20 protein-coding genes and 2 tRNA genes are annotated in these 25,827 nt (G+C 66.9%); 11 read left to right on the top strand and 11 right to left on the bottom strand.

Annotation, left to right across the window (positions count from 1 at the left end):
* Window positions 1–40: 40 nt before the first annotated feature.
* Window positions 41–847 (top strand): mycolate reductase, encoded by an 807-nt coding sequence (cmrA, locus tag A5784_RS32555; RefSeq protein ID WP_064949009.1) that lies wholly within the window; start codon window positions 41–43, stop codon window positions 845–847.
* Between the two features lie 84 nt (window positions 848–931).
* Here the strand turns inward: cmrA and A5784_RS32550 are convergent, their stop codons facing one another.
* The gene (locus tag A5784_RS32550) at window positions 932–2,509 is read right to left on the bottom strand and encodes a helicase HerA-like domain-containing protein (protein ID WP_064948981.1); all 1,578 of its coding nucleotides are present in this window, start codon (window positions 2,507–2,509) and stop codon (window positions 932–934) included.
* A 117-nt stretch (window positions 2,510–2,626) separates the two neighbouring features.
* Here A5784_RS32550 and orn point away from each other — a divergent pair, with 117 nt between their 5' ends.
* The 6 genes from orn (at window position 2,627) to A5784_RS32520 (ending at window position 6,189) form a co-directional block, all read left to right on the top strand.
* Window positions 2,627–3,274, top strand: coding sequence for an oligoribonuclease (gene orn, locus A5784_RS32545; RefSeq protein WP_064949008.1), 648 nt, complete (start codon window positions 2,627–2,629; stop codon window positions 3,272–3,274).
* 42 nt (window positions 3,275–3,316) lie between these two features.
* Window positions 3,317–3,389, top strand: a tRNA-His gene (locus A5784_RS32540).
* Window positions 3,390–3,607: 218 nt separating this feature from the next.
* A complete protein-coding gene (locus A5784_RS32535) occupies window positions 3,608–3,904 on the top strand; it encodes a type VII secretion target (RefSeq protein WP_064948980.1) in 297 nt (98 codons plus the stop codon).
* A complete protein-coding gene (locus tag A5784_RS32530) occupies window positions 3,904–4,875 on the top strand; it encodes an amidase domain-containing protein (protein WP_064948979.1) in 972 nt (323 codons plus the stop codon). Before A5784_RS32535 ends, A5784_RS32530 begins: the two co-directional genes overlap by 1 nt.
* Before the next feature lie 2 nt (window positions 4,876–4,877).
* Window positions 4,878–5,420 carry a hypothetical protein gene (locus tag A5784_RS32525; RefSeq protein ID WP_064948978.1) on the top strand — a complete coding sequence of 181 codons (543 nt, stop codon included), beginning with the start codon at window positions 4,878–4,880 and terminating at the stop codon, window positions 5,418–5,420.
* A gap of 172 nt (window positions 5,421–5,592) precedes the next feature.
* Window positions 5,593–6,189: a class I SAM-dependent methyltransferase gene (locus tag A5784_RS32520; RefSeq protein ID WP_064948977.1), complete on the top strand. Its 597-nt coding sequence runs from the start codon at window positions 5,593–5,595 to the stop codon at window positions 6,187–6,189.
* On the opposite strand, the gene A5784_RS32515 is transcribed toward A5784_RS32520, so the two are convergent.
* Window positions 6,186–6,962: an SDR family oxidoreductase gene (locus A5784_RS32515; RefSeq protein WP_064948976.1), complete on the bottom strand. Its 777-nt coding sequence runs from the start codon at window positions 6,960–6,962 to the stop codon at window positions 6,186–6,188. The two genes, A5784_RS32520 and A5784_RS32515, sit on opposite strands and share 4 nt — an antisense overlap.
* A gap of 133 nt (window positions 6,963–7,095) precedes the next feature.
* Between A5784_RS32515 and A5784_RS32510 the strand changes: the two genes are divergently transcribed.
* Both A5784_RS32510 and A5784_RS32505 read left to right on the top strand, forming a co-directional pair.
* Entirely contained in the window at window positions 7,096–7,782 is a 687-nt protein-coding gene (locus A5784_RS32510; RefSeq protein ID WP_064948975.1) for a DUF899 domain-containing protein, read from the top strand.
* The gene (locus A5784_RS32505; protein WP_064948974.1) at window positions 7,779–8,246 is read left to right on the top strand and encodes an SRPBCC family protein; all 468 of its coding nucleotides are present in this window, start codon (window positions 7,779–7,781) and stop codon (window positions 8,244–8,246) included. The genes A5784_RS32510 and A5784_RS32505 overlap by 4 nt, the downstream gene beginning before the upstream one ends.
* A 4-nt stretch (window positions 8,247–8,250) precedes the next feature.
* Here A5784_RS32505 and A5784_RS32500 read toward each other — a convergent pair whose 3' ends face one another.
* Window positions 8,251–9,471 (bottom strand): L,D-transpeptidase, encoded by a 1,221-nt coding sequence (locus A5784_RS32500; RefSeq protein WP_064948973.1) that lies wholly within the window; start codon window positions 9,469–9,471, stop codon window positions 8,251–8,253.
* Between the two features lie 153 nt (window positions 9,472–9,624).
* Between A5784_RS32500 and A5784_RS32495 the strand changes: the two genes are divergently transcribed.
* Window positions 9,625–9,697, top strand: a tRNA-Lys gene (locus tag A5784_RS32495).
* 46 nt (window positions 9,698–9,743) lie between these two features.
* On the opposite strand, the gene A5784_RS38645 is transcribed toward A5784_RS32495, so the two are convergent.
* The 3 genes from A5784_RS38645 to A5784_RS32485 form a co-directional block, all read right to left on the bottom strand.
* Entirely contained in the window at window positions 9,744–9,905 is a 162-nt protein-coding gene (locus A5784_RS38645; RefSeq protein ID WP_109784518.1) for a hypothetical protein, read from the bottom strand.
* 94 nt (window positions 9,906–9,999) lie between these two features.
* Window positions 10,000–10,710, bottom strand: coding sequence for an LGFP repeat-containing protein (locus A5784_RS32490; protein WP_064948972.1), 711 nt, complete (start codon window positions 10,708–10,710; stop codon window positions 10,000–10,002).
* 910 nt (window positions 10,711–11,620) lie between these two features.
* Window positions 11,621–11,848 carry a DUF3618 domain-containing protein gene (locus A5784_RS32485; protein WP_029371977.1) on the bottom strand — a complete coding sequence of 76 codons (228 nt, stop codon included), beginning with the start codon at window positions 11,846–11,848 and terminating at the stop codon, window positions 11,621–11,623.
* Between the two features lie 103 nt (window positions 11,849–11,951).
* On the opposite strand from A5784_RS32485, the gene bcp reads away from it, so the two are divergent.
* Window positions 11,952–12,425, top strand: coding sequence for a thioredoxin-dependent thiol peroxidase (gene bcp, locus A5784_RS32480; protein ID WP_064948971.1), 474 nt, complete (start codon window positions 11,952–11,954; stop codon window positions 12,423–12,425).
* A gap of 6 nt (window positions 12,426–12,431) precedes the next feature.
* Here the strand turns inward: bcp and A5784_RS32475 are convergent, their stop codons facing one another.
* The 5 genes from A5784_RS32475 to A5784_RS32455 form a co-directional block, all read right to left on the bottom strand.
* Window positions 12,432–13,421, bottom strand: coding sequence for a calcium/sodium antiporter (locus A5784_RS32475; RefSeq protein WP_064948970.1), 990 nt, complete (start codon window positions 13,419–13,421; stop codon window positions 12,432–12,434).
* A 6-nt stretch (window positions 13,422–13,427) separates the two neighbouring features.
* Entirely contained in the window at window positions 13,428–14,756 is a 1,329-nt protein-coding gene (locus A5784_RS32470) for a dipeptidase (protein WP_064949007.1), read from the bottom strand.
* 117 nt (window positions 14,757–14,873) lie between these two features.
* Window positions 14,874–15,272, bottom strand: a complete 399-nt coding sequence (gene acpS, locus A5784_RS32465) for a holo-ACP synthase AcpS (protein WP_064948969.1) — start codon at window positions 15,270–15,272, stop codon at window positions 14,874–14,876.
* A 9-nt stretch (window positions 15,273–15,281) separates the two neighbouring features.
* Window positions 15,282–24,512 (bottom strand): type I polyketide synthase, encoded by a 9,231-nt coding sequence (locus A5784_RS32460; protein WP_064948968.1) that lies wholly within the window; start codon window positions 24,510–24,512, stop codon window positions 15,282–15,284.
* 513 nt (window positions 24,513–25,025) lie between these two features.
* Window positions 25,026–25,739 carry a DUF1906 domain-containing protein gene (locus A5784_RS32455; protein ID WP_197514957.1) on the bottom strand — a complete coding sequence of 238 codons (714 nt, stop codon included), beginning with the start codon at window positions 25,737–25,739 and terminating at the stop codon, window positions 25,026–25,028.
* Window positions 25,740–25,827 lie beyond the last annotated feature (88 nt).

The following is a 25,827-nucleotide window of genomic DNA, read 5'->3' as shown; positions in this document are numbered from 1 at the left end:
CGACACTTTATGGCTCCCGGCTACTTCTAGGATGAGCCCCATGCCAGTTCCCGCACCCAGTCCGGACGCCCGCGCCGTCGTCACCGGCGCCTCGCAGAACATCGGCGAGGCGTTGGCCACCGAGCTCGCTGCCCGCGGACACCACCTGATCATCACCGCACGGCGCGAGGACGTGCTGAACACGTTGGCGCAGCGGCTGACCGAGCGCTACGGCGTGACCGTCGAGGTGCGCGGTGTCGACCTCGCTGACCCGGCGGCCCGGGCGACGCTGTGCGACGAGCTGGCGTCCCGCGAGATCTCGATTTTGTGCGCCAACGCAGGCACCGCCACGTTCGGCCCGGTGGTCAACCTCGACCCCGCCGGTGAGAAAGCGCAGGTTCAACTCAATGTCCTCGGCGTGCACGACCTCGTCCTCGCAGTCCTGCCGGGCATGGTCAAACGCGGAGCCGGCGGAATCCTGATTTCCGGTTCGGTGGCGGGTAATTCACCGATTCCCAACAACGCTACCTACGCTGCCTCCAAGGCCTTCGCGAACACCTTCAGCGAGTCGTTGCGCGGCGAGGTCAAGGGCTCCGGGGTGCACGTCACCGTGCTGGCGCCGGGCCCGGTCCGCACCGACCTGCCCGATCCGTCGGAGCAGTCTCTGGTCGAGCGGCTGATCCCGGATTTCCTGTGGATCTCCACCGAATACACCGCGAAATTGTCGCTGGATGGCCTGGAGCACAACAAGATCCGCGTCGTGCCCGGCGTCACTTCCAAGGCCATGTCGGTGGCCACCGGCTACGCTCCCCGCGCCATCGTCACGCCGATCGTCGGTGCCGTGTACAAGAAGCTGGGCGGCGACTAGCTTTCGCCGTTCGTTGGCGCCGATTTCGACACCAGGGCTGTTGATCGACTCAGATCACGACCCTCATGTCGAAGTCGGCGCACATCAGCGCCTGCGGCCGACGCCGAAGATGCTGCGGGTGATCTCGCGGCCCGCGACGGTGGCCGCCGAACGCAACGCACTCTTGAACGCCGAACTCGCCAGCACCTGAGCAACGATGCCGGGCTCTTCCCGCCGAGCAGGTGCGGGCATCGGTTCCACCTCGCCGGACGCCTCGACGCCGGCGAACCCACCCGGGTCGCTCTCCGACGGCGCCGGTGCCGCGTTCAGCTTGGCGTTGAGGATCTCGTACGCCGACTCGCGGTCGATGGTCTGCCCGTAAGTGGCCTGCAGCGGGCTGGCCTGCGCGGCCGCCTTGATCGCGTCGTCGCCGATGGCACCCATCAACGAGCGCGGCGCCCGCATCCGGGTCCACGCCACCGGCGTCGGCGCCCCCTGCTCGGAGAGCACCGTCACGATCGCCTCACCGATCCCCAGCGAGGTCAACGCCTTCTCCAGGTCGTAGACGTCGGTCTTCGGATAGGTGCGCACCGTCTTGGCCAGTGCCTTCTGGTCGTCGGGGGTGAAGGCCCGCAGCGCATGCTGGACGCGGGCACCCAGCTGGCTCAGCACGTCGTTGGGCACATCGGTGGGCAACTGGGTGCAGAAGAAGACGCCGACGCCCTTCGAGCGGATCAGCTTGACGGTCTGCTCGACCTGCTCCAGGAACGCCTTCGACGCGTCGGCGAACAGCAGATGCGCCTCGTCGAAGAAGAACACCAGCTTGGGTTTGTCGACGTCACCGATCTCCGGCAGCGTCGTGAACAGATCAGCCAGCACCCACATCAAGAAGGTGGAGAACAGTGCCGGCCGCGCGGCCTGCGCGCCCAACTCCAGCAGCGTGATGACGCCGCGGCCCTGAGCGTCTACGCGCATCAGGTCCTTGGGTTCCAGCTCGGGCTCGCCGAAGAAGGTGTCACCGCCTTCGGCCTCCAGGTTCACCAAAGCCCGCAGGATCACCCCGGCGGTGGCGGGCGAGACCGCGCCCAGGGCCTTGAGCTCAGGCTTGCCCTCGTCGCTGGTGAGGTACTGGATGACCGCGCGCAGATCCTTCAGATCCAGCAGCGAGAGCCCCTTCTGATCGGCCCAGTGGAAGATCAGGCCGAGAGTCGACTCCTGGGTTGCGTTGAGGCCCAACACCTTTGACAGCAGGATCGGGCCGAAGCTGGTCATCGTGGCCCGCACCGGCACGCCGAGACCCGATGTGCCCAGCGACAGGAACTCCGTCGGGAAGGCGGTGGCGGTCCAGTCGTCACCGGTGTCCTTGGCGCGCTGCGCGGTCTTGTCGTTGGTCTCCCCCGGCTTCGACAGTCCGGATAGGTCGCCCTTCACGTCGGCCATCACCACCGGCACCCCGGCCGCCGACAGCTGCTCGGCGATCACCTGCAGGGTTTTGGTCTTGCCGGTGCCCGTGGCGCCCGCGATCAACCCGTGCCGGTTGATCGTGGCGAGCGGGATGCGGATCTGGGCGCCCGGGTCGACGGCCCCGTCGACAACCACGGCCCCGAGCTCCAACGCCTGTCCCCCGACGGCGTAGCCGGCGGCGATCTGCTGCGCGGGGGTTGCTGTCGATTCGGTGGTCATGCCGCGGTCCTCCCGTATGCGCGAACGAGCCAATCGGGACCTGACACTACTGGGCAAGACGCCCGCGCGGTGGGTGCGGGCGACCGCTTGTCGGGTTTGGGCATACTGTGGACCTTCGTGCGAGACGAACTTGTGTGGATCGACTGCGAGATGACCGGCCTCGACCTCAAGAATGACCGCCTCATCGAGATCGCGGTGCTGGTCACCGACGCGGACCTGAACATTCTGGGTGACGGCTTGGACGTGGTCATCCATACCGACGACGCCGCGCTGGACTCAATGGTCGACATCGTGACCCAGATGCACACCCGGTCGGGCCTCATAGAAGAGGTGCGCGCCTCCACCGTCGACGTGACGACCGCCGAAGAGATGGTGCTCGACTACATCCGTGGCCACGTCAAGCAGGCCAAGACCGCACCCCTGGCGGGCAACTCCATCGCGACCGACCGCGGTTTCATCGCCCGCGACATGCCCAAACTCGACGATTACCTGCACTACCGGATGATCGACGTCAGTTCCATCAAGGAGTTGTGCCGACGCTGGTACCCGCGGATCTACTTCGGCCAGCCCGAGAAAGGGCTCGCACACCGCGCGCTGGCCGACATCCACGAGTCGATCCGGGAATTGAAGTACTACCGCGCGACGGCCTTCGTCGCCCCGCCCGGGCCGTCTACCAGCGATATTGCGGCCGTGGCCAGCACGCTGGGGCCGGATTCGGACAACGCCGGGGATAACGATTCGGCACTCCAGCGTCCGAGCGGCTAGTATCTACGACGCCGCACCTGCCGAAAGGCGAAAGCGGCGATGGTGGCTGTAGTTCAGTTGGTAGAGCACCAGGTTGTGATCCTGGTTGTCGCGGGTTCGAGTCCCGTCAGCCACCCCGACAGAACGCCGTCTACGCAAGTAGGCGGCGTTTTTGGTGTTTGACGCACGCCCATTCGGCCCCCTCAGTTTCCCGACAGTCAGTTCTGAGTGGACAGGCGAAGCAGGGATGTTAGACGCCGCGCAGCAACTCGGCGTCGTGAGATTCGGTGCGCTGAGCCCTCGTTGCGGCGCGATATTCTGCTCACCAGACGTCGAGCGGGTCGGGGGACGGCGATGGCAAACAATCTTGAGGTCGACACAACGGACCTACAGCAGCTCGTCGGTGCCCACGACACCGCAGCTACCACCTTGGTCGGCAGCCCCGCGCCCTCGTTAACTGGGTCGCCGTTGTGGGCAACCACCAGTGCTGTCAAGACCGGGCACAGTCTGGTGACCGCTGCCGCGACCACCCTGGCCAACCGCTCCCGCGCGACCGGCGCAAAGGTCCGTACCGCGAGCGGCTCCTACGCCAGCGCCGATGAGGACTCGGCGGAACAGGTCGCAGAAGTCGGCCAGACCATGCAGGTCTGATGACTGCAGTCACCGCGGCCGCCACCCTGACTCGCGCTGATGTCGAAGCCTTTGACGTGGCCCACCTGGAGGCCCCCGTCACCCATTGGACGACCACCGCACGACGGTGGGAGTCGACCTTCGAGTCCCTGCACACCCAGACCGTCGGCACCACGTGGGAGGGCGCGGGAGCCGATGCCGCCGCCGCCCGCGCTTGGGACGACGTCGTCACAGTGCGCGGTGCGGCCGACTGCCTCCACGCCGCCGCCTCCGCCGCCCGCCACGGTGCCGGGGACCTGATATGGGCCAAACGCCAGGTTCTCGACACCATCGAAGAAGCCGAGGCGGCAGGTTTTACTGTCGGACAGGATTTTTCGGTCACCGACCAGTCCTGGAGCATGCTTCGCGCTGCACAGACTCGCCAGGCCCACGCCAAGGTGTTCGCCGCCGAAATCGCCGAACGGGTGCAAAACCTCGCCCGAATCGACGGAGAAACTGCGGCCAAGATCACCGCCGCACTGGCGCCACTTGACGCGTTGAACTTCCACGAAGCACCGGAGAACAGCACGGTGCACCGTGGCGACGCTGACGACTGGTATTACAACAATGGTCTCCACTTCCCGGGCAACGACCGGTCCAACACTTGGTCGGTCGCGCAAGCCAATCGCGACTTCATCGTCAACTCTGGTCGCGGCGAGGTCGTCGGCACGTCACCGATGCCCGCCCGCGCCGCACTCGACCCCCTGGCACCATCGAAAGCTGGGTTAGTGCCTGGAGACCTGATCTACTACCACGACGAAGCCACTGGAACGATCAACCACACCGCTGTCTACGTCGGCCAAGAAATGCAGAACGGCAGGCTGGTCGACGTTGTAGACCAACATGCGAACGGCGACAACAACTTCCATAACGACTGGATGCCGGACGGTCCCGGTTTCACTGGCGGATCAGCGAATGTTGAATTCGTCCACTTGCACTACCCCGGAGAGTGAACATGCCAGCCAACAAGAACATCCGAAGAACGGCGACCGTAGCCGGCGTTGTCGCTGTGATCGTGATCGGCGGGGCCGTCGCATGGTTCTGGTACTGGCACATCATCGATAGCAGAAACCCCTACGGAGGTCACAACTCATACGGGATGAGGGATTACACCCCTGCGATGCAGGAAAAAGCTGCCGGGGCCATCGTCTCAGCACTGAACACCAGGAATCCCGACAACGTTGACCTACTACGATTCCACGGCCACCCAGAAAACGATGTCACCAACAAGACAATCACCGAAAACATCACGGCAGTACTGCCACCACCTGGATGCCAGTACGCCCTCGTCAGTGTCGAAGACAAAGGGGACCAAGAACATCCCGCTACCCTCGTGCCCTGGTATGCCAAGGCAGTTGAGCATGCCCGGGCCTTCGACATGCAACTCCAACAACTCTGCCCCGGACAGCAATCGACGCCACGCACCATCCGCGTCATCGCCATACCGTCAGGAATGGGTGGCTACTGGGCCGAAGCTGCGCTTGAGAAGAGGGACTAGATTCCGCGTAAGCAAGCGCCAACGCCCCTCGGGTAGCTCGACCTCGGGTGGTGTTAGTTTCACGCGTCGACCCAAGAATGGGCCCCCTGCAGGAACGTCGTCTGCGCAGGTAGACCGCATTTTCCGCGTCAGCTCCCGATGAGGCCCGGCAGAACCTGGTATCCACGAAGTAGTGGACAACCAACCGTGGAACATCAACATTCACTACGACGGGCTGCTCGTTTCGAAGGTCCCGCAGGATGCCCACACCGTTCTCGACGTCGGGTGTGGCGACGGCTTCCTGGCGGCCCGGCTGGCTCAGCGGGTGCCGGACGTGATGGCCGTGGACATCGACGAGCCGGTGCTCGACCGGGCCCAGATCCGCTTCCCGACCGCACCGGTCAACTGGATCCACGGCGATGTCATGTCCACGGACCTGCCCGCGCACGCATTCGATGCGGTGGTCTCGAATGCCGCTCTCCATCATTTCGACGACACGCGCGCCGCGCTCACCCGGTTCGCCTCGCTGGTGCGTCCCGGTGGCACGGTCGCGGTGACGACGTTCGTGAAGCCGTCGCTGCGCGAAATCGCCTGGCATATCCCGGCGTGGACAGCGTGCGCCGTCGTCAACCACGCCAAGGGCAAGTGGGAGCACTCGGCACCCATCAAATGGCCTCCGCCGGAAACGTTCGGCGAGTTGCGCACCAAGGTCCGTCAAGCACTTCCCGGCGCGACCGTGCGGCGGCTGCTCTACGGTCGCGTCCTGATCACCTGGCAGGCACCGGTCTAGCCGCGCGCCTCAGTCTTCGTCGACCGCCGGATCCTCGGTGCCAGCTGCACGAATTCCGGTACCACGCTGGGGTTTTCGTGTGCAGTGCTGACGAGGGATACCAACGTGTTGGCGACGTCGCGCAGCGCCGACATCCGTTTGGGCAGCCGTCCGTGTTCGACCCACGAGTCGTACAGTTGGGCCAGCAGATCACGGTCTGCGCCGCGCAGGATCTCGGTGTCCTCGGTCGGGCCGATACCGACCCGAAGGATCGAGAGTTCGGGATGTTCACTGCGCCAGGAGTGCAGGATCTCGTCGAGCGCGGCCTTGCTGGCGCCGTACGCGGCCACCCCGGCGCGCGGCCTGCCGACGTCGTGGCTCGACGCGATCAGGATGACTCCGTTGTCGGACAGATGCGGCAACGCGGCGCGCAGCACGTTGTTGGCGCCGACAGTGTTGACGCTGAACGCGTGCAACCAGGTGGCGACGTCGGTGTCCTCGACGTACGCGAACGGCACCACGGTGCTGGTGAACACCACGCCGTCGAGTCCACCGAGGCTCTGCGCCGCGGCGTCGACCACGCGGGTGATGGCTCCGGATTCCTCGACGTCGAGCTCAAACGCCGAACCACCGATCGAATCGGCCAGCGAGGTCAACAGCTCGACGCGCCGGGCGGCCACCGCGACCTTCGCTCCACGCTCGGCTGCGCTGATGGCGACCGCGTGACCGATGCCCGAGGAAGCGCCGACGACGAGAAGTCGCAGCCCGGCAGTATCGGGTTGATGGCCGCTCATCCTGATTGCCCCGCTTTCCGGTGTTAGGTAACCCTTTGTCGTCGGACAGTACCGTGCGCGATGAGTTCCGGACGCGCCGCGGGTCAGTACGAGAGACCGGCGTCATGTAAAGCCTCTAGCGAAGGAGCATCCGATGACGACAGCCAAGCCACCGGTGGTTGACGAGCAGACCTGGCGCACGGCGCTGGGTGATCTGCGCCGCCGCGAGAAGGCCGCTACCCGCGAGCTGGATGCGATCGCCGCCGAGCGGCGCCGTCTACCCATGGTGGAACTGCCCGAGTACACGCTCATCGGTGCCGAGGGACCCGTCCGGCTGGCCGACGTGTTCGCCGGCCACTCGCAGCTCATCACCTACCACCACATGTGGGCCGACGGGGCCGAATGGCAGTGCGGTGGCTGCACGGGCTTCACGTCCCAGTTCACCCGACTGGAGTTCCTCGACAATTACGACGCCCGCTTCGTCATCGTCACCAACGGCCCGATCGAAGAGGCTTTGGCCTACCGCGACAAGGTCGGCAACAAGATGCAGTGGTACTCGTCGTCGCAGAGCTCGTTCGGCGCTGACATGGACGCCGCTCCCGGCGCCGGCTTCGCCGTGAATGTGTTTCTGCGCGACGGGGATACCGTCTACCGCACGTGGCACACCAACGGCCGCGGCACCGAACAGCTCAGCCACAGCTTCGCGCTCATCGACCTGCTGCCCTGGGGCAGACAGGAGCAGTGGCAGGACTCCCCCGAGGGCTGGCCGAAACGACCAACCTATTCGGGGTGGCTCGACAGCCCAGATATCGCCCGCATGTACGGAAAGGACTCCCAGTGACCGAACCCGAGCGCTACGTCGTCACCCGCACCATCGCCGCCGCGCCCAGCGCGGTCTTCGCCGTGCTGTCAGATCCAGCCCGGCACAAGGACACCGAACCCGGGGACTGGGTGCGCGACGCGATCGACCCGCAGCCCATCACCGGCACGGGGCAGATCTTCGCGATCAACATGTTCCTGCTGCAGGCCGGCGGGCACTACGTCATACACAACCTGGTCAGCGAATTCGACAGGGACCGCACCATCGCGTGGTTTCCCGGTCAACTCGACAATGCCGGCGAGCACAAACCGGGCGGCTGGTGGTGGCGCTACGACCTGACACCCAATGGCGACGCCACCGACGTCACCCTGACCTATGACTGGACCGGTACGCCGCAGAGCTTCCGCGACCAGGTCGGCATGCCTCCGTTCGGCAAGGACTTCCTCGCCGAATCGCTTGCCGCGCTGGACCGTTCGGTCAAGTAGTCGCTCAAGTCCCGGCGTTGCCTGCGCGCCACTGGTCCCAGGGGATGTTCCAGTCGCCCAGGCCCTCGGTCCCCGGCAACACCGGGCCCACGGTGTTGGCCACCTCGACGATGTCGCCCCGTTTGGTGTTCTCGAAGAACCAGCGGGCATTGGCGGTGCTCACGTTCAGGCACCCGTGGCTGGTGTTGCTATAGCCTTGGCTACCCACCGACCAGGGTGCCGCGTGTACATAGATGCCGCTGTAGGACATCTGGGTGGCGAAGTCGACCTCGGTGCGATATCCGTTGGGCGAGTTGACCGGAACGCCGTAGGTCGACGAGTCCATGATCAGGTGACTGAAGCGGTCGCCGATGATGTAGGTGCCGTTGTTGGTCGGAGTGCTGTTCTTGCCCATCGAGATCGGCATGGTCTTGACGATCTGGCCGTTGCGCCGGATGGTCAGGGTCTTGGTGTTGTCGTCCGCGGTCGCGATGACCTCGTCCCCGATGGTGAAGTGGCTGGCGACGTTCTTCTGCCCGAACAGCCCGTCGCCCAACCGCACACCGTAGGTGTTCACCGTCACGTCCACCGCCGTGCCGGGTTTCCAGTATGCGGCTGGGCGCCAACGCACTTCACGATTGCTCAGCCAGTAGAAGGCGCCTTCCACGGGTGGGTCGGTCTTGACCGTGATGGCGCGCTGTGCGGCCGGCCGGTCGGTGATGTTCTCGTCGAACCGCACCGCGATGGGTTGTCCGATGCCGACGACCTCGCCGTCGTTGGGCAGCACGTAGGGCATGGTCAGGTTCGCCGGGGAATGCGTCTGGAAGGTGATGCGCCGGTTGGCGACCCCGCCGAGACCCAGCGATTGGGCACTGAGGGTGTAGCGCTCGTTGAAGTCGAGCGGATCAGTGCTCGACCATGTCAGGCCGTCGGCGCTGAGCTTGCCGGCAACCGGGGTGCCGTTGGCGTCGGCCATGCTGACGCTGCCCAGCACACCGTTCTCCGCGCTGACGGTCACCGGGGCGTCGACCGCCACACCGACCGCTCCGTCGGCCACCGAGGCATTGACCCTCGGCACCAGCAGATCGCCGAATGGCGTGCCCTTGTCGGCGATCACAGGCGGTGGTGGCGCCGAGACGGCACCCGTGCATGCCGATATGCCGAAGATCACAGCCGGAGCCAGGGCAACGGCCGCGCGGCGGAGCCGTTTCCGCCCCGGCCGGGTCAACGCCTGCACCTGCCACATTTCTCGCTCCACCTCGCATGACGTCAGCAAACCGACGAATTCTGGCAATAGTCTAAGGGAATGTCTGATGGCGGGGTTACGCACGGTCTCGCACCGGCAACACGGGCCAGCGGATTTCATCTTGAGCGCATGGCCTGTTATCGTTCCATGCGCGCGCCGTTAGCTCAGTTGGTAGAGCAGCTGACTCTTAATCAGCGGGTCCGGGGTTCGAAACCCTGACGGCGCACAACGAAAAGCCCCAGTAACCCTGGGGCTTTTTCCGTTTGCCGACATCAGCCCGCCTGATAGCGCTCGCCGATACTCTGCTCGGCTTCCTCCAGCAGCATTTCCACAGCGCCGGCGAGATGGGCTGCGGCATAGCCACGGTCGCGGTACTGCTCGCTTTTGAAGCGGTTGAGCTCTCGGCGTAGCTCGTTGAGGGTTTCGTCACTCACGTGCGCCATGTGATCTCCAGATGGGTGGTTGAACGGCGACTCGCACCGGGCCACTCGGCACCGATGCGAGTCGTCGGAAGGTGTCAGAAGACGGTCAGCGAGCCTCGACCTTGGCCTGACCGTCGGTGTAGGTGATGGTTCCGTGTTGGAACTGCGACTGCCATCCGCCGGGGATCGTCTCCTCGTCCGACGTGGGGTACCCAAGCCGGCCCCCTGCGCCGCCGTCGCGCTCCCACGCGTCTCGGATCCCGCCCCACACGATGTGAGCCCCGGTCTGCGGCGTCCAGTAGATCGCGCCGCCGTTGAACGTGCTGAACTGACCGCCGTTGGGCGCGGGCGCCTCACTCGCGGTCGGCAGGCCGAGCGGGCTGCTCGCGCCGCCGGTCGCGTTGTACTTCTGCAGGATGATGCCCTGAACGACGAATGAGCCGTTGGGCGTGACGATCGTGGTGCTGTCCGCCGGGCCGGTGTTCGGCGCACCGGGCGCAGGGCCGCCCGGGGCGCCTGGTTCGCCGGGGGCACCGGGAGCGCCAGGGGAACCGGGGGCACCGGGAGCGCCCGGGGCTCCTGCGTTGCCAGGCGCGCCGGGTTCGGCGGGCGCACCGGGGGCGGCCGTTCCGCCAGCGCCCGGAGCAACCGACTCGCCCGGAGTTGCAGTACCGGACTCCGCTCCGGTCGTGGCTTCGCTGGCAGGTCGGCTGGTCTCACTGCCCGACCCCGTGGAATTGTTCGAACACCCGACGCCAAGAGCGCCGGTAGCGGCAACTGCGATGATGCCGGCAAATCTCAAATATGTTTGCTGCATTGCAGGTCTCCCCTTGTCACACGGCTCGTACGTGTTGCGCTTCCGCTCGAATCCCGGCACGTCTCCCCCGGCCAAGATCCGCTTTTGACCTTAGCTGGCGACCCATGCGGTAGCAACCACTTGGACAATAAGAGCCGTTCACGGCCCACCCGCGGTTCGGTTCGAGCGCTCCACGCCATTCGCCGGAGTGTCAGCGGAATTACCTTGTGCAACAGCAGAAATGCAAATTAACGTCGGCGGTTCACGTAGCTGACGGACGAATTCTGAACTCAAGCATCAAACCCAGAGCAATCTCACAGCAAAATCGATCACGATGAGCGAAACGGTGGCCTCATCAGTCGCGATACCCGCGTAGTCGCTATCAGCAATCAGCTGACGATTGCGAATCGCGGCGCGCACCGAACCTCAATCCGACGCGCTGCGCGGCATGGCAAATGTGCTAACGGATAGCGAACATCACCTTGCGACGGCTCATACCATGAAGTGTTGACGCTGGCGATAGTTACTGTTTGGTAATCGTCAATGCATTGATCTGCTGGTCAGAGGGTGGGAATGCTGCTAGTCTGCAATTAGCTGAACTGCCGAGATCACAGGATTCCGGCGCTGGTTGCGAGAAAGCGAGGTGTTAGCTATGTCCCCGAGTGTCGGTGCAGACAACGCGCACCCCTCGCGTCGCGTCGATGTTGCTGCGCAACGTCCACTCATGGTGCACAGCTGCAGCCGCCTCGGCCGCACCGCCAATCCGCCGGGTTTCTCGTTGACAGGCTGGCTCCTGCCGGGCCGCCGCCGCTGAGCGGCGAGTTAGCTTGAGCCGCTGAGCGGCGAATTTGTCTGAGCCGCCCAGGGTGAATTAGTCTGCGCCGCCGGGCGGCGAGACGGCATACCTCAGATGGGCCGCGAGGCGGCCCCGTCAGCGGTTTTTGACTCGGCGGATGACGACGAACACCACCAGCAGGCCCGCCCCGGCCAGCGAAGCCGTCACGGCCGGCTTGCGCAGGAAGCCGATCACCGCGGCCTTGGCGTCGTCGGCGAGCCGTTGCGGATTGGCACGCTCGGCCAGGGAGTCGACAGTCAGCGCCAACTGATCGCGAGCCTGATCGATCTCGCGCTTGATGCTCTCCGGGTCCCGGTTCGCCACTGTGCTCCTCCAAGCCGCTCCGTGTCGTGCTGCCCTGCCGAACTACCCTAGATCAGCCTGCTCTGTATGAACGGCACCGGTCGACCAGAAGGGAATTTCGCGCATGCCGCCAACCCCGCGTCTCGAGGTGGGTGCCACCGCCCCCGCGTTCAGCTTGCCCGACGCCGATGGCAACATCGTCAAGCTTTCCGACTACAAGGGCCGCAAGGTCATCGTGTACTTCTACCCTGCCGCGTCCACTCCGGGCTGCACCAAGCAGGCCTGCGATTTCCGGGACAGCCTCGCCGAGCTCAACGGCGCAGGCCTCGACGTCATCGGGATCTCGCCGGACAAACCGGAGAAGCTCGCCAAGTTCCGCGACAACGAGGGCCTCACGTTCCCGCTGCTGTCGGATCCGGACCGCAAGGTGTTGACGGCCTGGGGCGCGTACGGCGAAAAGACCATGTACGGCAAGACCGTTCAGGGCGTGATCCGCTCGACGTTCGTCGTCGACGAAAAGGGCAAGATCGCCGTCGCGCAGTACAACGTGCGGGCCACCGGCCACGTCGCCAAGCTGCGCCGCGACTTGTCGGTCTGACGGTCCTCAGGTCTGCGTCATCAGCAGAACTGTCAGGTACGCCAGATAGGCGGCGACCATCGCGGCACCTTCACCGCGGTGGAGCCGCCGGCCCGTGATGAGAATCGGGATGCACACCAGGGTCGCGGCCACCATGATCGGGATGTCGATCCACACCAGGCTTGACGACAGCCTGAGGCCGTGTGCGGGCACCAGGCACGTCACTCCCAAGATCAACAGAATGTTGTAGACGCTGCTGCCCATCAGGTTGCCGATCGCGACATCGCGTTGCCCGCGCACCGTGGACACGATGGTGGTGACCAGTTCGGGAGCCGACGTTCCGATGGCGACGACCGTCAGGCCGATGAGGGCGTCGGACACCCCGAAACCGCGGGCCATCCCGACCGCGCCGGTGACGAGCCATTCGGCACCGACAACGATGACGACGATGCCGCCCACCATCATGACGGGGTCCAACACTGCGCGTCGGCCTCGCGGTATTCGGTCCCCTTCGGTGCCCCCACCGCTCGGGTAGGCGAGCGCGTATTCGGTGACGACCTCGCTACGCTCGCTGCGCGACGAGCGGATCAGCGCCGCGCTGTAAGCGATTGCGCCACAGACGAGTACGGCACCATCGGGGCGGGACAGCACGCCGTCAACCGCTAGCACCCACAGCAGCACGGCGGCTCCGGCCATCACCGGCAGGTCGAAGCGAAGCGTCCGCGTCTCGATCGCCAACGGCCGCAGAAGCGCACTCAGGCCGAGGATGAACAGGATGTTGACGACGTTGGTGCCTGCGATGTTTCCCACCGCCAGCTCGCCGCTGCCCTCCGCCGCCGCGGTGATGCCGATGGCGAGTTCAGGCAGGCTGGTCCCGATCGACACGACGGTCAGGCCGATCAGGATGGGGCTGATGCCCAGTCGCGCAGCGATATTCGTGCTGCCGCGGACCATCAGTTCGGCGCCGACGGTCAGCGCGATCAGGCCCGCCATGAACCAGGCGGCGTCTCCCGCCATCACCGGCTAGTCTGCGAGCCGCTCCAGCAGCAGCGCCTCGGCGGTAGCCGCCTTCTCGAACACGCCGAGGTGCAGGCTCTCGTTGATGCTGTGGGCTTGAGTGCCGGGATCTTCGACACCGGTGACCAGGATCGTCGCGGCGGGGAACGCCGCGGCGAACTCGGCGATGAACGGGATCGAACCACCCATGCCCATATCGACCGGATCGGTGCCCCAGGCCTGGCGGAAGGCGGCGCGGGTCGCGTCGTACACCGGACCGGTGGCGTCGATGGCATACGGCTGCCCGACGTCACCGGCCGTGACGGTGACCTGCGCACCCCACGGCGTGTGCTTCTCCAGATGACGCGTCAGCGCGTCAAGGTGCGCACGAGCGTCACCGCCAGGTGCCACCCGCATGCTGATCTTGGCGCGGGCGCGCGGGATGAGGGTGTTGGAGGACTTGTCGATCGGTGTGGTGTCGATACCGATCACCGTGATGGCGGGTTTGGCCCACATGCGTTGGACCACTGAGCCGGAACCGATTTCGGACACTCCGTCGAGCAGTCCGGATTCTTGGCGTACCCAGCCCTCGCCGCGGTCGACGTCCGCGGCGGACGCCTCGTGCAGGCCGGCTACGGCGACGTTGCCCGCGTCGTCGTGCAGGCTGGCCAGCAGCCGCACCAGCACGCTCAGCGCGTCGGGCACCACTCCGCCCCACAGGCCCGAATGCAATCCGTGGTCGAGGGTGGCGACCTCGACGACGCAATCCGCGAGCCCTCGCAGCGACACCGTCAGTGCCGGGGTTTCGGCGCTCCAGTTGTCCGAGTCTGCGATGACGATGACGTCGGCGGCCAAGGCGTCACGATGCGCGGCCAACAGAGCGGCCAGTGACGGGGAGCCCGATTCTTCTTCCCCTTCGACGAACACGGTGACACCGACCGGAGGCTTACCGTCGAACGCCCGGATCGCGGCCAGATGCGTTGCGATACCTGCCTTGTCGTCGGCGGTGCCGCGACCGTAGAGCCTGCCGTCGCGCTCCTGCGGTTCGAACGGCGCGGAGTTCCATTGGGCGGGGTCGCCTTCGGGTTGCACGTCATGGTGGGCGTACAGCAGGACCGTTGGCGCTCCCGGCGGGGCCGGGTAGTGCGCGATGACGGCGGGCGCGCCGCCTTCGCTGACGATCTTGACGTCGGGTAAACCCGCATCGGACAACAGCTTTGCGACGGCTTCGGCGCTGCGGGCCACCTCGCCGCGGCGGGCCGGGTCGGCCCACACCGAGGGGATGCGGACCAGATCCTCCAGATCGGCCCGCACCGACGGCAACACCTGTCGTACCCGCTGCACCACGTCACTCATGGTGATGACATTAGCGTCACCGTCGAGCCCAGCGAGTGTGCGCGAAATGCTGACCAGACACGGCGTGTCGAGCAACAGACACGCACACTCGCGGAGCTGGGCCGGAGCTGGGACGGGCTAGGGCTCGAGCTCCTCGATGATCGCGACGGCGGCGGCGGTGTCCGCCTCATGCGTGAGCGACACATGGATGGTCGTGTTCTCCAGGTGCCGGGCGATCTCACCCGACAGCCGGACCTTCGGACGGCCCCACATGTCGGTGACCACCTCGATGTCGCGGTGGATGTCCTCCGGCAGCACGGGCCGCTTGGAGAACCGCGAACCCGACCAGGCCTTGATCACCGCCTCCTTGGCGGCCCAGCGGGCCGCCAAGTGCCGGGCCGCCGACGAACTCTTGTCCGCGGCGTCCCGGCGCTCACCTGGCGTGAACGTCTCGGCGAAAACCGTGCCTGGCCGATCAACCTGCTCGGCGAAATCCGGTATGGAAACCAGATCGATGCCTACTCCGACTATCGCCACGCAGCGACCTTAGCGGACATACAGGTCGCCATCGCCAAGCCGGGCTTCCGCATCGAGCAGCATGGCCGCTTCCTGAGGCTTCTCCGGCCCGTCGTGGTCGAACCGGCGGTCGGCGGGCTTCTCGTACATCGGACGCCCACCGGCGATGGCCGAAGCCAACCGGCGCTGACCGGCCAGCGTGCGCTGCTCGGCACGCTTGCGGTAGCTGTCCCGTTCGGCCGGGTCGATCGACGCGATGAACGCCTCCGGGTGAACCAGCGCGACCAGGCCCGACACGTGACCGAACCCGAGGCTGGTCACCAGACCGGCCTTGATCGGGAACTTGCCGCGCAGATCCAGGGGCTCGCGCACCCAGACGAAGTGGCCGGAGGTGGCCAGCTCGTCGTCGACGCAGTCCAGGCTGCGGTTCGGCGGGATGACGCCGTCGCGCAGGATCTGGCACAGACCCATCATCTGGAACACGGCAGCGCCGCCCTTGGCGTGCCCGGTCAGCGACTTCTGGCTGACGATGAACAGCGGGTTGCCCGCCGAGCGTCCCATCGAGTCGGCGAGCCGCTCGTGCAGTTCAGTCTCGTTGGGATCGTTGGCCAGCGTCGAGGTGTCGTGCTTGGAGATCACCGCGATGTCGTCGGCACCCACACCCAGCTTGGCCAGCGAGCGGACCAGCGCCGAGTCCTTGCCGCCACGGCCCGCACCCAGGGCGCCCAGGCCCGGGGCCGGGATCGAGGTGTGCACACCGTCGGCGAAGCTCTGCGCGTAGCCGACCACGGCCAGCACCGGCAGACCCATCTTGACGGCCAGGTCACCGCGAGCCAGCAGGATGGTGCCACCACCCTGCGCCTCGAGGAACCCGAGCCGGCGCCGGTCGTTGGCGCGGGAGAACTTCGAGTCGCTGATGCCCTTGGCCCGCATCATCTCGGTGTCGGCGGTGGCCGCCATGTCACCGAAGCCGATGATGGCTTCCAGGGTCAGATCGTCGAAGCCGCCGGCCACGACCAGGTCGGCCTTGCCGAGGCGGATCTTGTCCACGCCTTCCTCGACCGAGACGGCCGCGGTGGCGCAGGCGCCGACCGGGTGGACCATCGCGCCGTAGCCGCCGACGTAGGACTGCATGACGTGCGCCGCAACAACGTTCGGCAGCACCTCCTGCAGGATGTCGTTCGGCTTGGCCCGGCCCAGCAGGTTGCCGTGGTACATGGTCTGCATCGAGGTCATGCCGCCCATGCCGGTGCCCTGTGTGCTGGCCACCAGGCTCGGGTGCACCCAGCGCATCAGCTCGGTCGGCGTGAAGCCCGACGACAGGAACGCGTCGACGGTCGCCACGATGTTCCACAGCGCCACCCGGTCGATGGAGCTCGCCATGTCCGGGGTGATGCCCCACACCGTCGGGTCGAACCCGGTGGGGATCTGTGCGCCGACGGTCCGCGACAGCTTGGTCTTGCGCGGCACCCGAATCTCGGTGCCCGCCTTGCGGATCACCTGCCAGTCACCGGAGTCCGGCACCGGCCGGGCCACGGTGTGCTCGGGGTCGAAGGACACGAACGCCCGGGCATCGGCCTCGCTGGACACGACGAACGAGAAGTCCTTGTCCAGGAAGACGCTGACCAGCAGCGGCGAGGCGTGATCGGGGTCGATCGCACCATCGTCGACGAACTCACGGATGCCGCAGCGCTCGACGACGGTGTCGTGGTAACGCTCCACGATCTCCGATTCGTCGACCAGCTCACCGGTTTGGGTGTCGTACCAGCCGGCCTTGGGATCGTCCTCCCACTTGACCAGTCCGGTCGTCCACGCCAGCTCCAGGACGCCGGCCGCCGACAGCTCGCCGGAGACCTCCATCTCGTAGCGGGTACGCGATGAGCCGTACGGGCCGAGCTCGGCACCACCGACGATGACCACCAGATCCGCCGGATCCACGTCGAGGTCCTCGAAGACCGGCGCGGGCGCCGGGGCGTATCCGCGCGGCGGCGACGGCAGTGCGGCGATGACGCCGTCTGCCGTCTCGTCGTCAGAATCTGATGCGGCAGAGGACATTTCCTCGCGAGCCTTGGCGGCCAGCTCGGCCATATCGAGCTTGATGTCGCCGAGGCCACCGGTCAGGTCGACCTTGATCGGCGAATTCGCCGCGGCCACCTTGGATTCCACCGTGCACAGGTCCAGCAGCATGGCCGCCATCTCCGCAGTGGTGTAGGTGGTCACGCCTGCCTCTTCGACAGCGCTGACGATGGCGTCGTTGTGACCCATCAGGCCCGTGCCCTTGGTCCAGCCGATCAGCGCGTGCGCCAGGGTGACCCGCTCGGCCCACGACGTCTCGGCGCTCCAACGGCTGACCAGCGCGTCGAGTGCCGCCTTGGACTCGCCGTAGGCACCGTCACCGCCGAACATGCCGCGGTTGGGCGAGCCCGGCAGCACCACGTGCAGACGCGAGGCGATGTCCCGCTCGGCACCGATCGTCGACAGCCCGCCGATGAGCCGCTGCACGGCCCACAGCAACACCTTCATCTCCATCTCGGACCGCGAACCGGCCTCCGACAGATCGCCTGCCACGCGGGGCGCGGCGAACGGGAACAGCAGCGTCGGGGTCTGCGCGTCCTTGAGGTGGATGGATTGCGGCCCAAGGTTTTCGGCCTGATCGCTACCGACCCACTCCACCAGCTTGTCGATGTCGGAGTAGGACGCCATGTTGGCCGGGACGACCCACAGCGTGGCACCGAAGCGGGCGTTGTCGCGGTAGAGCTTCTTGTAGAAGGCCAACCGGTCGTCGTCCAGGCGCGAGGTGGTGGCGATGACCGTGGCACCGCCGTCGAGCAGCTGCCCGACCACCGCGGAGGCGATCGAACCCTTCGATGCACCGGTCACGACCGCGATCTCGTCGCGGTAGCGGCCCAGACCGGGGTTCTCGGCGCCGGCCGCGATGCGACCGAACAGCGACGCGTGCACGTTGCGGCCCGCGGCAAGAGCCTTGCCCTGCCACCAATTCGCCTGCGTACCAACCACATGCCCGGCACCTTCGAAGCGCTCGGACAGTCGCGGCCAGTCCGCGTCGATCTCGCCCTCGTCCGCCAGCCACAGCTTGACCAGGTCCTCACGGGCGCTGGCCCAGCGGTCGTCGAACACGACGGCCTTCTTGGCGTCGAACGCCGGGGCCACCAATCGCGGCCAATCCGAACCGAGTTCGGTGGTCACCAGGTCGATCAGCTCGGCGTCGGTGGCCGCCTCCGGGGTGGTGACGGCATTGTCGAGCCCGAGCTGACCCAGGATGGTGCGGGCCGTCGCGGCCAGCACGCCGTCACGTCCCGTGACCTTCTCGGCGAACTCGGTGAGCGCGGCCGAATCCACCACGCCGCCACCGGCACCGCCTGCCGACGGCAGGGACACCGGCACACCGCGTCGGGCACCGACCGCGGTCACGGCCGCGTCGATCACCTTGTCGACACTGGCGGCGTCGGCGAGCGCACCCGGGTGCAGACCACCCAGATCGCCACCACGCACGCTGCTGCCCTCACGGGTTCCCAGCGCGACCTCGACGGTGACGTGCTTGGCCCAGCCGGCACCCAGCTCCCAGGTCTTGGTGACCCGCTCGGTGATGTACGCCGGACGCTTGCCGGACGGGCCGAGGACGGTCCGCAGCTGGTCGTTGATGGCATCCGAGAGCACGGGGCCGAACGGCTTGTAGGTACGGGCGAGCTTGCTCACCTGTCCCTTCAGCGCACCCAGATCGGCTTCGGCTGCACCGTCGATGGCGCCGAGGTTCAGCTCGGAGCCCAGGTCGACCAGCAGCTGGTTGCGGCGCGACGACGCGCCGTCGGTGATGTGCTCGATGGAGTCCAGCGCCTCGATCTGGTCGATGCGCATCTTGGCCGAGAGCGCGATGAGCGCCACGGTCGCGTCGGCGGCGTCGAACGTGATGTCGTCGGGACGCGGGCCACCGGATGCGGCGACCGGAGCTGCCACAGCAACCGGGGCTGCTTCGGCAGGAGCGGATGCGGCGGCCGGAGCCGCGGGGGCATCGTCCACCTCGGGCTCGGGTTCCGGATCGGTGTCGGTGGCGAACAGCACGGCCGCGTCACGCTCGCTGTTGAGCACCTCGACGGTGCTGTGCGAGTACTCCGGCAGCTTGAGCGTGTTGGTGGCCAGGCCGGCGACCGTCGGGGCCGACTTCACACCGATCTCGACGAACCGCTCGACACCGAGACCGCCTGCGGCCTCCTCGATGAACAGCAGGTCCTGCGTCTCGATCCAGCGCACCGGGCTGGCGAACTGCCAGGCCAGGAGCTCGATGACGATCTTGCGGCACAGCTCCTTCGGCTTCTCGTTCCGCCAGGTGTCGTAGTCGGCGAGGATCTCGTCGAGCGGCTCGGCCGGAACCAGGTCGCGGATCTCTTGGATGAAGTCCTTGTCCAGGGTGAACGGCCGGGGCACCAGGTTCGGGATGTACTTGCCGACGATCAGCGCCGGGTCCTTGTCGCTCGGCATCACGCGCTCGAGGCTGCGACGGAAGTCGTCGACGCCCACCCGCAGCACGCTGGAGTGGAACGGCACGTCGATGCCGGGCACCAGGATGAACGACCGGCGACCGCCGGAGAGCTCGCGACGCCGCTCGACCTCTTCCTCCAGCGCTTCCAGACCGCGCACCGTACCGGCGATCGCGTACTGCGAACCACGCAGGTTGAAGTTCACGATCTGCAGGAATTCGCCTGTGCGTTCGGCGATCTCGGCGACGAAGTCCTTGACGTCAGCGTCGTCGAGGTCGATCTGCGACGGCCGGATCGCGGCCAGCCGGTAGTCCGACCGCCCCTGCGCATCCCGCTCGACGATGTCGTGCATCTTGCCGCCGCGCGCGAACACCACCTCGAGCAGCGCTTCGAGTTCGTATACGCCGGACACGCAGGCCAGCGCGGTGTACTCACCGACGGAGTGACCGCAAGCGATCGCACCTTCGACGAAGGCGCCCTGCTCACGCATCTCGGCGACCTGAGCCGCCGCCACCGTGGCCATGGCGACCTGGGTGAACTGCGTCAGGAACAGCACACCGTCCGGGTGGTGGTAGTGCACGCCGGAGGCGATCAGGCTGGTCGGGTTGTCCCGCACGACGTGCAGCACCGAGAAGCCGAGGGTCTGGCGGGTGAACTTGTCCGCCGAGTCCCACACCTTGCGGGCTGCCTTGGACCGGGCTCGGACCTCCATGCCCATGCCCTTGTGCTGAATGCCCTGGCCGGGGAACGCGTAGACGGTCTTGGGTGCAGCCAGCCGTGCCGTCGCCGACATCACCAGATCGGAGCCGATGCGCGCCTGAACTTCGAGAACCTCTGCGCCGACGTCGATTCCGACTCGGTCGACGCGGAAGTCGACCTGGTCGCCTGGCTTGACCATGCCCAGGAAGCGGGCGGTCCAGCCGACCAGCTTGGCCGGCGGAGCCGGCTTGCCGTCGGTGGCGGTGGCCACGTGCTGAGCCGCGGCCGAGAGCCACATGCCGTGCACGATGGGCGATTCCAGCCCGGCGAGCAGCGCGGCGGCCCGATCGGTGTGGATCGGGTTGTGGTCACCGGAGACCACGGCGAACGGCCGCATGTCGACCGGTGCGCCGATGGTGATGTCGCGGCGACGACGACGCGGGGTGTCGGTGGCGTTGTCGGAGATGGCGCCGCCGGCCTTGATCGGGTCGGACAGCTCGGCATCGCCGGTGCGACCGCGGATGGCGAAGCGCTCCTCGAGCGTGGCGAGAACTGTTCCGTCGGCGGACTTCACCGTGACCGAAACCGGGACAACCCGGCCGACCTCGGTGTCGTAGGCAGCCGAAGCCGTTGCGGAGACGGTCAATTCGGCGTTCTCGGTCGGCAGCGGGGCGAGCAGCTGCGCGGCGTGGTCCAGATGCACCAGGCTCAGCAGCCCCTCGACGACCGGGAATCCGTCTTCGGTGACGGCCGATCCGATGGCGGCGAACACCGCGGGCCAGCAGCGGCCGACCAGCGCGTCGGGCACCACGGTCAGGGTCGGGGCCAGCGGGGCGCCGAAGGTCGCGGTCACACCGGTGTGGTCGGCGACTGTCTCGGGATCCCAGGTGACCGTCACGGTGGCGGTCGAGTCGACCACCGGCGGCAGCGCGTCGGGGCCACTGACGCCGGCAGCGATGGCCAGCACCGCCCGCATCGCGGTCGAGGCGTCCTCGACCGACACGATCGGGGCGCCGCCGCTGCGCACGGCGTCGGTCAGGCTGAACTTGATCTCGATCCAGGTACCCGAAAGCGGCACCGAGAGCACGACGTGCGTATCGTCGATGACCTCGAGCCGGGCCCCGGTCGAAGCGTTTGTCGCCGAACGGTTTTCGTTGACCTGCCAGTCGGCGGGCGGGGCGATGCGGTGCACCGGGTTGGTGGCGGTGCGCCCGGCCCACAGCACGTCGGGGGCGTCGAGCAGCACGGCCAGCGGGCCGCTGACGCCGGCCCGACGGGCGCGGCGGGACAGCACCGGCACCGGCTGGGCGCCGGCGGTCAGCGCCTCGTCGACGGCGGCCTGCTCGAAGCGGTCGAGCAGTTCGCCGACGGGCTCGTCGACGCGGGTGATGCCGGCGACGGCGGCCGTGCCGGGGATGACGCAGACCTGATCGGCCGCGTAGCGGGCGTCATGCGCCTGCCACAGCGAGTCGCTGCGCCACCAGCGGCGCACGTCCTTGTCGATGACCGGCACGAAGTTGACCGGCTTGCCCAGTGTCTTGCACAGCTCGGTGAAGAACGGGACGTCGGCCGGGTGCAGCTGCACCGAAGCGGCATCCGGGTAGGCGCCGACGAGCGCGGCCAGCGCACCCTTCGGATCCTCCAGCAGCTCCTCGTTGTCGAACAATGTGTCGATCGGACCGAAATCCTGTGCGTGCAAACGGGCCTCGGCACGCTTGAGCATCTGCTCGAAGCGGTCCCGCCAGGTGATGTCGAGCCACGGCGAGTGCTCGCGCTTGGTGTCGGCGGTGCTGTTGCCGTCACCGATCGCGAGCTCCACGTAGCGGCGCAGCCACTGCAGGTAGGTCATCTCGGCGACATCGCCGAAGTACGGCTTGGCGGTGTCGGCCATGGCCGCGATGATCTCGTCGCGACGGGCCGCGACGGCGTCGGCGTCACCGGCGACCTCGTCGAGCAGCCGGCCGCACCGCGACGCGGTGTTGTCGATCTCGTGGATGTCGGCACCGAGCTGGCTGCGCCCGGAGGCCATGCCGCCCTGGGCCTTTCCGGCACCCACCCATTGGTCGGTGCCCTGCGTGGCGACCAGCAGCTCCTTGACCTGCGGGCTGGTGGTGGCCTCCAGGGCGGCCATCGCGGCGGTGCCGACGAGGATGCCGTCGACCGGCATCAGCGGGTAGCCGTGGCCGGCCGACCACCGGCCGGACAGGTAGTTGGCGGCCTGCTCAGGCGTGCCGATGCCGCCGCCGACGCAGATCGTGATGTTGGACCGGCTGCGCAGCTCGGAGTAGGTGGTCAGCAGGAGGTCGTCGAGGTCCTCCCACGAGTGGTGGCCACCGGCGCGGCCGCCCTCGATGTGCACGATCACCGGCTTGGTGGGGGCCTCGGCGGCGATGCGGATCACCGAGCGGATTTGCTCGACGGTGCCGGGCTTGAACACCACGTGGCTGATGCCTGCGTCGTTGAGCTCGTCGATCAGCTCGACGGCCTCTTCCAGATCGGGGATGCCCGCGCTGACGACCACGCCGTCGATCGGGGCGCCGGACTGCCGGGCCTTCTGCACCAGGCGCTTGCCGCCGACCTGGAGCTTCCACAGGTAGGGGTCGAGGAACAGGGTGTTGAACTGGATCGCCCGGCCGGGCTCCAGCAGCGTGGTGAGCTCGGTCATGCGGTCGTTGAAGATGCCTTCGGTCACCTGACCACCACCGGCCAGCTCGGCCCAGTGGCCCGCGTTGGCGGCGGCCGCGACGATCTTGGCGTCGACGGTCGTCGGGGTCATACCGGCGAGCAGGATCGGCGAGCGCCCGGTGAGCCGGGTGAACTTGGTCTCGAGCTTGACCGAGCCGTCGGGCAGCGACACCAGGGTCGGGGTGTAGCTCGACCACGGGCGGGCCACCTCGGGCACCGCGCCGATGGTGAACAGGTTGCGCTGGCCACCGCGGGTGGCGGCAGGCACGATGCCCACTCCGAGGCCGCGGATGACGGGGGCGGTGAGGCGGGTGAGGATGTCGCCGGGGCCCAGGTCGAGGATCCAGCGGGCTCCTGCCTCATGCACCTCGGTGATCTCGTCGACCCAGTCCACCTGGTCGACCAGGATCGCCTCGGTCATCTGCTTGGCGAGCGTGACGTCGAGGCCGACGGCCTCGGCCCAGCGACCGACGATCTCGATGCCGTCGGACAGGCGCGGGGTGTGGAAGCCGACCTCGACCTGTACCGGATCGAAGACCGGGGCGAAGACCGCGCCGCCGCGGAGTTTGCTCTTGCGCTCGGCTTCTTCCTTCTCGGCGATCTGGCTGCAGTACAGCTCGAACCGCGAGAGCTGCTCGGGCGTGCCGGTGATGACGACCGAACGACGACCGTTGCGGATGGAGAGCACCGGCGGCAGCACGGTGCGGACGTCCTGAGAGAACTCTTCGAGCAGTTCGTAGATGCGCTCGGGCTCGGCATTGGTGACCGAGACCATCGGCGGACGGTCACCCAGCACGGTGATGCCGCGCCGACGCGCCACGAGCGTGCCCGCGGCACCGATCAGCTGGGCCAGCGCCAGCAGTTCGACGTCTTTGGCGCCGGCGGCCTTGAGGGCCTCGACAGCCAGCACGCCCTGGGAGTGCCCCACAACCGCCACAGGCGGCGTGGCGGTCAGGTCCATACCCTGACGGGCCAGGGCCCGGATGGCGGCCATCTGGGTCAGCAGGACGCCCGGCACGGATACCGCGGCCGACGTCAGCTGCTTGGTCGACGGCACCGGCTCCTCGGAAGCCAGCGCGCGGACCCACTGCAACGGCTCGAAGCCGATGGGGCGGACCACGACCAGTTCGGCGGCGATGGGCTCGAGCAGCAGCTCGGCCTCACCGGCGAGGGTCGCCAACTCGGCCTCGATACCGGCAGCGGACACCAGTTCTTCAAGAGTCTCCAGCCAGGCGCTGCCCTGGCCACCGAAGGCGACCGCGTAGGGCTCGCCAGCGTTGAGGCGGTCGACGAGTGCCTGAGCGGAGTCGGCCGCACGTCCTTCGGATCCAGACTCGTCGTTCCGGTCGGCGGACACTCGGTCGTGTTCGTAGATCGTCACTGGCGCTCTCCTCGGTGCTGCTGGGGTGTTGTCGCGTGCGGGTGGCCGTATGCCTGCCATGTCTGTCGGGGTCCCAGAGGGTGCCCCCGGGCGTCAGGCCATCGGCGATTCAGCGTCGAATCCGGCCAAGGATGGCCTCCCCTCCGGTTCGGACCCGGACGGTGGGCGTGCATCCCTGCCGTACTAAGACTGTCATAAGAACCAGCGGGCATTTCCTCCGCGGATCGGTTACTGGCGAGTTCTACGCGCGGGTAACCGTCGGCAACGTAACACCGCGTTCGACAGTGACAGAACGTATTCGGTACAAACATCCTGCTGGCAGGTGGTTACGGCCGAGTAGGGCCAACAGTGCAGATCAAAGCAGTATTGTTACCAAATCGTTATCTAAATTTTGGGACCCGCGAAACGCCGTCGAGCAGCACATTGCCAGTCGACAATGGCACCAAAACTGTCAAGCGCAGCGTACGGCTGAGGATAAAAAGTTTGCTGGAAAACCTTACCAGTCAGTAATGTTTAGTCCCACTGGCCGTACTGCGGCTTGAGAATGTTGTTGATGTCGACACCAACTCCCCCGACGTTGCGCGTGTCGATCTCGACCTGATGCAGATGCGCCGCCGGATGCGCGACGCCTCCCGGCGATCCCCAGTTGTGCTGCCAGAAGTACGAGCCGAGGCCATCCTGCAACGCCCACTCGATGGTCTTGGAGTTGGCGTACACCCCGGTGCGCTGGTGCCCGACCACCGATTCCCAGCCCCGCAGATACGGCGCGACCTGCTGTTTGTACTGCTGCGGTGTCGGATCGTCGTCGATGGACGCGTAGATCGGCGCGCCGTAGGAACCACCCGCAGCAACGTGCAGCTCCCAACCGCGCTTGGCATGCTGCACGCCCGCGGCCTGTCCGCCCAACCAGTCGGCGCTGTCCTGCTTGCCGTACTGATAGCAGGACACGATCTTCAGACCACTCTGATAGAGGTCCCGGGCCTCGGGCAGCTGGATCGGCTTGCCGAGCATCCAGGCCCCGCCGGGGCGGCGATCGGACACGTAGCGGATGGCACCGAGCGCGCCTGCCGATCGGATGTCGGAAGCCTTGATGACGCCGGCGGCGTAGTCGAGCAGGACACCCAACGGCGCGGCGGCAGCAGGTGGCGCGGCAGCCAGCTCCCCCAGCCCGAGCAGCGCGGGTGCAGCGGCGGCGCATCTGAGCAGCTCGCGCCGGGACATCGACACGCATCTCAGATTACGACAGCTGTCCCAATACTCACATCAACGCCACTGGCCACATAGCTATCAATATTCACACCCGTCCTGAGCGCAC

The sequence above is a fragment of the Mycobacterium sp. 852013-50091_SCH5140682 genome (assembly GCF_001665685.1).
Lineage (GTDB): Bacteria > Actinomycetota > Actinomycetes > Mycobacteriales > Mycobacteriaceae > Mycobacterium.
The sequence above is the reverse complement of the archived record's forward strand: the minus strand, read 5'-3'. Positions and strand labels throughout refer to the sequence as shown.